The sequence below is a fragment of the Mycobacterium sp. TH-M116 genome (assembly GCF_057473685.1).
Genome location: NZ_JBYCLC010000235.1, coordinates 20391 through 28997 on the forward strand (window position 1 = coordinate 20391; position 8607 = coordinate 28997).

Below are 8607 nucleotides of genomic sequence, written 5' to 3' on the forward strand. Positions count from 1 at the left end.
CAGTGACTCAAGATACGTCCGCAGAATGTTCGGTGACGAGCGGCTTCGACGGCGCGACCGCATCCGACGGCATGGCCGCCGGATGCCCGGTGTCGCCGCTGGGTTACGAGTCTCCGCCGCTTCCACTCGGTCCGGATTCGCTCACCTGGCAGTACTTCGGGGACTGGCGGGGCATGCTGCAGGGGCCGTGGGCGGGGTCCATGCAGAACATGCACCCGCAGTTGGGTGCGGCCGTCATCGACCACTCGACGTTCTTCCGGGAACGCTGGCCGCGCTTGCTGCGCTCGCTGTACCCGATCGGTGGCGTGGTCTTCGACGGCGACCGCGCTCCGGTCACCGGCGCCGAGGTCCGTGACTACCACGCCGAGATCAAAGGCGTCGACGAACAGGGCCGCCGCTACCACGCGTTGAACCCCGACGTCTTCTACTGGGCACACGCCACCTTCTTCGTCGGCACGATTCACGTGGCCGAGCGGTTCTGCGGCGGTCTGACGGAGGCGCAGAAACGGCAACTCTTCGACGAGCACGTCCAGTGGTACCGGATGTATGGCATGAGCATGCGGCCGGTGCCGGCGTCGTGGGAGGAATTCCAGGTCTACTGGGATCACATGTGCCGCAACGTATTGGAGAACAACTACGCGGCGCGCGCCGTGCTTGACCTGACCGGGTTGCCCAAACCGCCTTTCGCGCAATGGGTTCCGGATTGGCTATGGGCCGCCCAGCGCAGACTGCTGGCGCCGTTCTTCGTCTGGGTGACCGTCGGACTTTACGATCCGCCGGTGCGCGAGCTGATGGGTTACACCTGGTCGGCGCGCGACGAATGGCTGCACCGACGGTTCGGCGACGCCGTGCGCCTGGTCTTCGCGCTGGTGCCCGGGCGGTTCCGCAAGCACCCCCGGGCCCGCGCCGGATGGGATCGCGCCAACGGGCGAATCCCGGCCGACACGCCGTTGGTTCAGACTCCGGCGCGCAATCTGCCGCCGGTCGACGAGCGCGACAACCCCAAGCATTACTGCCCGAACGTGTCGTAACGCCTTCGGGGGAGGCGCATCTCACACGTGGGCGTGCTGATGAACCTCTTCGAGCCCGAGCTGGTGCGCGTGCTGATGGGCGTGCCGGGTTCCGTCGGCGTGGGCGTGCGGGTGTTCGTGCGTGACGTGTTCGTGCTCGTGGGTGGTGTGTGCGTGTACGTGCGCGACGTCGCCGTGCCGGTGTTCATGCGCATGCGGCGCGTCATGGCCGTGCTGTTCGCTCATGCTTCGTTCTCCTCGGTCTGCGGAACAAGTCCTGCCGGCCCATCGGGCTGTCTGACATTAATTGCATTGATATGCAGATAATATCGACATGTCCGGCAGCGCTGTCAAGCTCGGGTGTTCAGCCCCCGGGCACCACGGTCGACGTGCGCCGGCCGCCGTTGCGTTCGTTCCAGAGCCGATAGACATCCACCGCGGCGTCTCGGGGTTCATAGCGCATCGGCAGTCGCCGGTGCTCCCAGTTCTTCGCGAATTCGTCGTAGAACGTGGCGAGTTCGAAGTATTTGCGGTCGTCGAGGTAGTACTGCGCATAGGCCTCGCGGGTGGTCAGGAAGACGACTTCCCGCGGTGAGCAGTAATACAGCGAGCCCAGGCACATCGGGCACGGGTGGGCGAGAATGTAGATGGTGCTGTCGACCAGGTGCTCGGTACCCAACTTCCGGCACGCGTCCCGGATGGCGAGGATCTCCGCGTGGGCGGTCGGGTCGTTGGTCTGGGCGGCCTGGTTGGCGCTTTCGGCGAGTACTTCGCCGTCGTTGACGATCACGGCCGCGAACGGACGACCTCCCTCGGCGACGTTGCGGCGGGCCAGGTCGATCGTGCGACGGGCGAAGTCGGTCATGTATCGCAGGCTAATCTCGACGGCGGGCGACCAGCGGTGCCAAAGAGATTCTTCTCTATCGCGCTTCTCCGGAGCGGCACGGGAGCACCGGGTCGTCCCCGCGGTGTGTTGGCGCCAAACGCGCCTATGAGCTCAGCAAGTTCTCCTTCAGACGGCTCGTAAGCATCTCCTGGAACACGGCGCGCGCCGGGTCGTAGAGGTCCTGGAAGGTCGTCACCACCGCGTTGCGGTCGAATTCGGGAATGGAACCGGTCGGGGTCCAGAAGCTGTCGATATCCATCAGGAAGAACGGTCCCTGCTGGGGCGGCATGGTTCGGCGCAGGTGATAGTTCTGGTCGAGGGCCTGACCCACACCGGGGCCGTAGCGCACGATCATCGACTTGCCCGGGTTCGCCTCGCGGTAGACCGCGGCGCCCTGCCATTCGGTCAGCGTCAGGCCGCCAGGAGCGATGCGCTGCGGGCCCAGCAGCGGCTCGGCGATCCAGTTGGCCCACTCGACCCGTCCGTCCACGCCCATGGGGACCCGGATCTCGAGGACATAGCGCAGGCCGATGCGCTCCACCCCGACGAGCGAGGAAACCTGTGAGCGTGCGTCGATGACCCGCATCATGATCTCGAGTAACGACTCGAAATTCGAGTAGGCGGTGGTCTCGATGACCACGGCCTGGTTCTTCATCGAGGCGGCCAGCGTGTTGTCCCGGTTGACGTAGCGATTGAAGCGCTCGGCGGCAGGCTGGGGGCTTCCGCCGGCGCCCATGCCCCACGCCATATCTTGGGCCTGGCGCTCGATGGGGAGATGGTCGGCGAGCAGCCGTTTGAGCTGTGCGCTCGATGATTCGCTGAGGGAATCCGCTGCGGGGTGACGGACTTCCAGCGTTACCAGGGCAACGGGTGCATTCGGGGCGGCCGCATCGATAGTCATCTTGGGAAGCATAGCCAAGCCGTTTTCAGTTCAGACGGGGTTATCCCGCGTGGCTGCGGTCGTGTGGCAGGCGACTGCACTTCGCGCCGCGTCCAGACGCCGCTATACCGCTCTCGAACCCTGCACCAGCGCCGATACGCCGATACGCCGATGCGCACCCAGCTCGCCGATCTGTTGGGCGTCCGCCCGGATCGCGCTAAGCGCCGCCATGGCATGTGCGCGTCCTGTGTGCCCGGTCCGGCGACGGCCGCCGGATCAACGGTCAACGGCCGGTGATCATCGGATGAAACTCCGGAGTCGGGCATCGTCCGAGGTGGCGGGCCGTGTCCGCCGCGTGCGTGGTGCCCCCACTAGGACTCGAACCTAGGACCTGCGGATTAAAAGTCCGTAGCTCTACCAACTGAGCTATAGGGGCCGGAGCAATCAGGATACTGGGTACCGGAAATCGGCTCGTTTGAGGATTGGGGCCACGGTGACCTAAGCTGGCGTGGCTCCCAACGTAACCATGTTGCGGGTACCCCGGAGAGATTCGGTTCTGGCCCCCTTCGTCTAGCGGCCTAGGACGCCGCCCTTTCAAGGCGGTAGCGCGGGTTCGAATCCCGTAGGGGGTACGGCGACGCGGCGACGCGGAGCAGCAGCAAGGCCCTGTGGCGCAGTTGGTTAGCGCGCCGCCCTGTCACGGCGGAGGTCGCGGGTTCGAGTCCCGTCAGGGTCGCCAGACGGCGAGGCACTCATTTTGCCTTCCGGCCAGGTAGCTCAGTCGGTACGAGCGTCCGCCTGAAAAGCGGAAGGTCGCCGGTTCGATCCCGGCCCTGGCCACCAGGCTTGACCTGCATAGACACGGGTTATGCACTCGATGGTTGGTTTGACTCGTCCGGTTCTTGTCCGGTCGTCGGTGGTTGAATTTCAGTTGCGTGAAGCTGATCGAGGTTGGTTGCCACTTGGTCTAGTTCGTCGGCGTAGAGATCGCTGTAAATATTCGCGGTGACGGTAGGCGTGGAATGACCCATTGTTTTCTGGACGTAGCGCAGGTCTGCCCCCGATTTTCGGGCCAGGCTGGCGTAGGTATGGCGCAGCTCGTGAATCGTCAGCGGCGCCAGGTCGGTTTTCTTCAGGACTTTGTTCCAGTGCGTGTGCCGGCGCCAGTTGTTGGATCGCAACAGTTTTCCGTTGGGCGAGGTGACGGCGGACTCGTCGGGATCCCGGCCACCGATGCGCCGCTTGAAGATGTCGACGACGACTTGGGGGAGCGGGACGGTGCGGATCCCGGCGCGGGTCTTTGGAGGGCCGACGACGATCTGGCCCTCTACTTCTGGTGCTGCCCGTCGAACGTAGAGGCGGCGAGCGGTCAGGTCGATGTCCTTGACGCGGAGGCCCACGAGTTCGGACCAGCGCAGGCCGGTGTAAGCGAGGATTGTCACGACGTCGCCCTGATCCCCGCACGCGGCGGCCAATGTCTGGACCTCCTGCGCGGTGAGGTAGCGGTGACGCTCCCGCTCGGGAATGCGACCCGCTGAGACACCGAGTGCCGGATTGCGGTGGATCCGGCCGTCTTGGTGGGCGACGTCGAGAATCGATCGCAGCAGTCGCAGCGTGGAGACCCTCGCCCACGGGCCGACCGTCAAGCCGTCAACGAATGCCTGGACCTCGGCGCGGGTGATCTCGTCGACGGGCACATGGCCGAACTGTGGGGCAATCCGGAGTTCCCAGTGCTGGGTGTAGCCGCTCCAGGTCTTCGGCGACACCGCGGGCTTCTTGGACTCCCGGAACTGCGTCCATATCCGACTCAGCGGTGTGCGGCCCAGGCGGGGGTCGAAGCGGCGTGCCCCGAGCGCGGCTTCGTTGTCGCGTTCGGATTTGAACGCCTTCGCCTCGCGCAGCGTCGGGAACGTGGCCGATGTTTCGACCCAGCCGGACGGAGCGTCCGGATCACGAATCAGGTAGCGGACCTGATACCGCGGCTGCCCGGCTGCATTGAGGCGCTTTCGGATGCCCCGGGGCGTGTTGCCGGCCATTAGCGACGCACCTGCTTCAGCCAGGTCCGGACTTCGGCACAGTCCCAGCGGCGCACTCGCTCGGACAACGTGTAGCAGGGTGGGCCGATCTGCTCGCCGGTCGTTTCGCGGATCGCCGCCCAGCGGTTAAGGGTTGCGGCCGAGACGCCGAGAAGCGCCGACACCTGCTCTGCGGTCAGCAGCTCGGGGAAGTTGCCTGCAGTGACGAGTGCCTCCCGGAGGCCGTGACTGACCATCGCTTCACCTCACTGCGCGGATAGAGTCGAACCAGGCACGCGTGCGCTGCAATCCGGCGTCGGCGTCGGATTGACCGCCGGCGATTCCCCAGAGGTCGAATGCCCACCGCTCCAGCGCGGAGATCGTCGTCTCGCTGCAGCGCTGGAGCTCGGCGTCGTCGTCCAGGGCCAGGGCGGTGCCGAGCACTTCGCCGTAGGACCAGAGATGCCGGTACTCGTCCCAACCGTGTCGGCGGACCAGGTTGGCGCGGTACATCAGATCGTCGGCATGCTGAGTCAATTGGTCCTGGTTGGGCGGTTCGAAGAGGGGCCGGTCGTCGTTCATTGCCCTGCCTTTCCCCCGCTGATGCGAATCCGTCCGTACTGGCTTGCAGTGGAACGGATTTGGTCGTCAGACCAGTAGTCCGCGCGAACCCGGATCACATGCCCGTCTGCAGCGACGACATAACCAGTGCCAGGTGTCTCAGGACTGATGCGGTGCGCGGGCGCGGCATCGGCCATACCGTCGCCGAGAACCATCGCCACCTCGTCACGGGAACGAAGGCGGAGCGCAATGGTCTGGGTGAACAGCCCTCGCATCGGTAGGACGTCTTTGCGGGGATCCTGCAGGAACGCAGCCACCACGATTCCCAGCGCGCGGCCTTTGGTCAGAATCCGCGACAACGAGGCAGCGGCTTCTTTACGCAGTGCAGCATCGCTCATGTAGGCGGTCACGCCGGCCAGTTCGTCGATCAGCAGCACGATCAGGGGAGCCGACTTTGTCGGGGTATGTTCGCGGGCGTTTCCAGCCATCTGCGTGCCGCGCTTGTCCATCAACTTTTCCAGTCCTGCAAGGGTTTTCACTGTGTCGGCCTCGGTGGTGGCGACCTTGGTGAACAAGCGAGCGCCGACTGATAGTTCGATGCCGTATTTGAGGTCGATGCCGATCAGGTGGACCAGGCCGGCCGCGACCGCTGGGCCGAAGCCGCCGGCGATGCCCCAAAAGACCGACCCTTTACCTGCGCCCGAGCAGCCCACGGTCAAGGTGTGTCGTCCGGCGACGTGCAGCCTCCACGGGGCGCCGTTTTCGCAGCGTCCAAGCGTGACTCTGGTGGTAGCGACTGCCGTGGGAGAGGCGGCATGGCCGACTGACGAGAGTTGCTCGCGCATGACCAGTTCGATCCGCACGGTGCCGGGTGCGACCACGACTGACTGGGCTGCATGGGCCTGTGCGGCGTCGCGGATGGCCGGGACGGCGCGTTCGAGATCCTCGACGGTTAGACCCATTCGCGTCCGCACGGTCAGGGCCAGGCAGTTGTCGGATGCGTTGACCTGTAACAGCTTTGGATGAGTCCATCGTGTCTGCGTGACCGTCCGCCCTTCGTGGTCCTTGCGGGTGACTTGCTCAGCGGCGGACAACCCGCAGCGTCTCGACAACCGCTCCCATGTGACGTACGCCCACAGCCTCCAGCGCATGCGCCGGACGGGGCGAGCGAAGTACAGTTCGTAGGTCTTCGGTGACTGCAGCCGCCAAGCAATTAGAACCGCAGCGGTGATCCCTACGGCTATCGCGACCCACGCCAAGCCGCTCATCACCAGGTCCAGGAAGCTGTCAAACCGTAGAGGGGTGTCGGGGTCGGTGAGTTCGTATGGGTCGGGATTCATGCCGACGCCCGCCCCGTGCTCGAAGCTGCGGACGGCTTGCCCGGTGCGCTCATGCCCGAGGCCCGAAACGACCACGCGATACGGGAGAAATCTCCCGATCGCTCGATGTACGGCAATGCCATCAAGCCCTCGAAAACGACGGGAGTGAAGGGTGTTCCGCTGGTGTTGGTGGGGGCAACGGGCTGCGTTTGGGCGGCGAACTTGACCGTCACCGTGCGACTGCGCTTGGGTGCGGCGGGATCGCCATCGAGTACTTCGACTTGCCACATTGGCCAACCGGTCTCGCGGTCGGTCGCCTGGACGCGGTTGTCGCCCGAGGACTTATCGAAATCGATCATCGGCGTCACCTCCGAGACGAGGAACGCGCCGAGTGAGAACACCTGGTCGTGGCCGATCTGGAGCCATTTGGGGATGGACATTGTGGAACCCTTCCGAGTGATCTGAACTAGAGGACTATACGACCTAGTCGGCTAGAGGAGTATGTCAAGCATTCGGCGGTGTTTGGGTTTTTCGCGAAGGATCAGCGCGCTGAGAAGTCGTATTCGAGCAGGTAGGCGGATGCCACCTTGACCGTGTCGCACACTTCGACAGCCACGTCGTTCGTGTCGTAGGCCGTCCGAACCACAGTCAGGACGGGTACACCTGCCGCGAGTTGCAGGATGCGTCGTTCGTCGGGGGTGGGCATCCGCGCGCCGACTTCCTCGGTGAACCGGGCGAGAGTGTGGCCGGCCTCTTCGAGTCGCGCATAGATTCCACCAGGCCCGGTATCGGCTTGTTCGATCTTGGTGCCCCGGGCGAATGCGGCAGGAATGTACGAAATCGCCGTCTCGATTGGCCGGCCATCGGTGAGGTAACGCCGTGAGCGCACGACAACGTCATCGTTTGGTGTCAAACGGAGGCGTTCGGCGACAACCGAATTCGGCTTCTCACGCACCACTGTGATGTTGTCGACTTGGGGCGTGTAACCGGATTTCTCCGCTTCGACGGTGAACGCCGCCTTGCCGCTGGCGCGATGCCGCCGCGCGAACCGATCAGATGCGAGGCGCCGAATTGGGGGAACCGGGCGGACGAACACTCCGCGGCCGTGCTCGGAGCTCACCAATCCTTCAGAACGTAGTTCCTGCACAGCCTGGCGGACTGTCATCCGGGCGACCCCGAAGTGGTCGATCAACGCTGCTTCGGACGGCAAACGTGCCCCTGCGGATAGCTGGCCCGAGCTGATAGCTTCGCGCAACATGCTGGCGATCTGCCGATATGGCGGCTTGTCGTCCGCTCGATCGATCTGGCCAAATTGGAGCACGTGCGATCCTTCCCATACATGTCTAGACGACTAGTCTATGAAAACGACGCGGTTATGTCACTACCGGAGTCCAGGCAGGAGATGGAGTCTCGCATGGCAACCACACCTAAACACTCGGTCAGCGTCGCTGGCATCGTGGTCGGTGAGGATGACCGTGTCCTGGTCATCAAGCGCGATGATAGTGGCCATTGGGAAGCGCCCGGGGGCGTCCTTGAGCTCGATGAATCATTTGAGAGCGGCGTTCAGCGCGAGGTGCTGGAAGAGACCGGACTTGAGGTCGCTGTCGAGCGGCTCACTGGTGTCTACAAGAATCTGACCCACGGCATTGTCGCGCTGGTCTACCGTTGCCGGCCGACCGGGGGCGAACCTCACGTGACCGAGGAAGCTCGTGAAATCCGTTGGATGACAAAGGAAGAGGTTCGATCAGCCATGACGCCCGCGTTCGGGGTGCGTGTCCTGGATGCATTCGAGGAAGCGCCGCAGTCGCGGGTCCACGACGGTGTCAACCTTGTGTCGGACTAGGGCGTGTCTCCCGATTTGTTGCTTCCTACGCGGGAATGGATTACGGCGCAGGCTAACAGGACACCACCGAGGTAGGTTAGGGCGTATTTGTCG

At 64.3% G+C, this 8607-nt stretch carries 11 protein-coding genes, 4 tRNA genes and 1 pseudogene; 5 read left to right on the plus strand and 11 right to left on the minus strand.

Features of this window, described 5'->3' with window-relative positions; all coding sequences use genetic code 11:
• Positions 1–2: 2 nt before the first annotated feature.
• Entirely contained in the window at positions 3–1031 is a 1029-nt protein-coding gene (locus AC2VOK_RS11800) for an oxygenase MpaB family protein (protein WP_428900624.1), read from the plus strand.
• A 21-nt stretch (positions 1032–1052) separates the two neighbouring features.
• Here AC2VOK_RS11800 and AC2VOK_RS11805 read toward each other — a convergent pair whose 3' ends face one another.
• The 4 genes from AC2VOK_RS11805 to AC2VOK_RS11820 all read right to left on the minus strand — a co-directional run bounded on the left by AC2VOK_RS11805 (position 1053) and on the right by AC2VOK_RS11820 (position 3212).
• Positions 1053–1256: a zinc transporter Slc39a7 gene (locus AC2VOK_RS11805; RefSeq protein ID WP_343709781.1), complete on the minus strand. Its 204-nt coding sequence runs from the start codon at positions 1254–1256 to the stop codon at positions 1053–1055.
• 118 nt (positions 1257–1374) lie between these two features.
• On the minus strand, positions 1375–1875 hold the full coding sequence (locus AC2VOK_RS11810) for a nucleoside deaminase (protein WP_428900625.1): 501 nt from the start codon (positions 1873–1875) through the stop codon (positions 1375–1377).
• 124 nt (positions 1876–1999) lie between these two features.
• Complete coding sequence (locus AC2VOK_RS11815) at positions 2000–2809, minus strand: TIGR04255 family protein (protein WP_428900626.1); 810 nt, start codon at positions 2807–2809, stop codon at positions 2000–2002.
• Positions 2810–3136: 327 nt separating this feature from the next.
• Positions 3137–3212 (minus strand) — tRNA-Lys (locus AC2VOK_RS11820).
• Positions 3213–3335: 123 nt separating this feature from the next.
• Between AC2VOK_RS11820 and AC2VOK_RS11825 the strand changes: the two genes are divergently transcribed.
• The 3 genes from AC2VOK_RS11825 (at position 3336) to AC2VOK_RS11835 (ending at position 3619) form a co-directional block, all read left to right on the plus strand.
• Positions 3336–3408, plus strand: a tRNA-Glu gene (locus AC2VOK_RS11825).
• Between the two features lie 30 nt (positions 3409–3438).
• Positions 3439–3515: transfer RNA gene (locus tag AC2VOK_RS11830), tRNA-Asp, on the plus strand.
• 27 nt (positions 3516–3542) lie between these two features.
• Positions 3543–3619 (plus strand) — tRNA-Phe (locus AC2VOK_RS11835).
• A gap of 23 nt (positions 3620–3642) precedes the next feature.
• On the opposite strand, the gene AC2VOK_RS11840 is transcribed toward AC2VOK_RS11835, so the two are convergent.
• The 6 genes from AC2VOK_RS11840 to AC2VOK_RS11865 all read right to left on the minus strand — a co-directional run bounded on the left by AC2VOK_RS11840 (position 3643) and on the right by AC2VOK_RS11865 (position 7992).
• A complete protein-coding gene (locus AC2VOK_RS11840; RefSeq protein WP_428900627.1) occupies positions 3643–4812 on the minus strand; it encodes a tyrosine-type recombinase/integrase in 1170 nt (389 codons plus the stop codon).
• Positions 4812–5048: a helix-turn-helix transcriptional regulator gene (locus AC2VOK_RS11845; RefSeq protein WP_428900628.1), complete on the minus strand. Its 237-nt coding sequence runs from the start codon at positions 5046–5048 to the stop codon at positions 4812–4814. Before AC2VOK_RS11845 ends, AC2VOK_RS11840 begins: the two co-directional genes overlap by 1 nt.
• A 4-nt stretch (positions 5049–5052) precedes the next feature.
• Positions 5053–5373 carry a hypothetical protein gene (locus AC2VOK_RS11850; protein WP_428900629.1) on the minus strand — a complete coding sequence of 107 codons (321 nt, stop codon included), beginning with the start codon at positions 5371–5373 and terminating at the stop codon, positions 5053–5055.
• On the minus strand, positions 5370–6692 hold the full coding sequence (locus tag AC2VOK_RS11855) for a cell division protein FtsK (protein ID WP_428900630.1): 1323 nt from the start codon (positions 6690–6692) through the stop codon (positions 5370–5372). Before AC2VOK_RS11855 ends, AC2VOK_RS11850 begins: the two co-directional genes overlap by 4 nt.
• On the minus strand, positions 6689–7111 hold the full coding sequence (locus AC2VOK_RS11860) for a plasmid replication, integration and excision activator (protein ID WP_428900631.1): 423 nt from the start codon (positions 7109–7111) through the stop codon (positions 6689–6691). The genes AC2VOK_RS11855 and AC2VOK_RS11860 overlap by 4 nt, the downstream gene beginning before the upstream one ends.
• 101 nt (positions 7112–7212) lie before the next feature.
• Complete coding sequence (locus AC2VOK_RS11865) at positions 7213–7992, minus strand: GntR family transcriptional regulator (protein WP_428900632.1); 780 nt, start codon at positions 7990–7992, stop codon at positions 7213–7215.
• 93 nt (positions 7993–8085) lie between these two features.
• Here AC2VOK_RS11865 and AC2VOK_RS11870 point away from each other — a divergent pair, with 93 nt between their 5' ends.
• Positions 8086–8514 (plus strand): NUDIX hydrolase, encoded by a 429-nt coding sequence (locus AC2VOK_RS11870; protein ID WP_428900633.1) that lies wholly within the window; start codon positions 8086–8088, stop codon positions 8512–8514.
• On the opposite strand, the pseudogene AC2VOK_RS11875 reads toward AC2VOK_RS11870, so the two are convergent.
• A pseudogene (locus tag AC2VOK_RS11875) lies at positions 8511–8607 on the minus strand (IS5 family transposase); the annotation flags it as partial. The gene AC2VOK_RS11870 and the pseudogene AC2VOK_RS11875 overlap by 4 nt on opposite strands.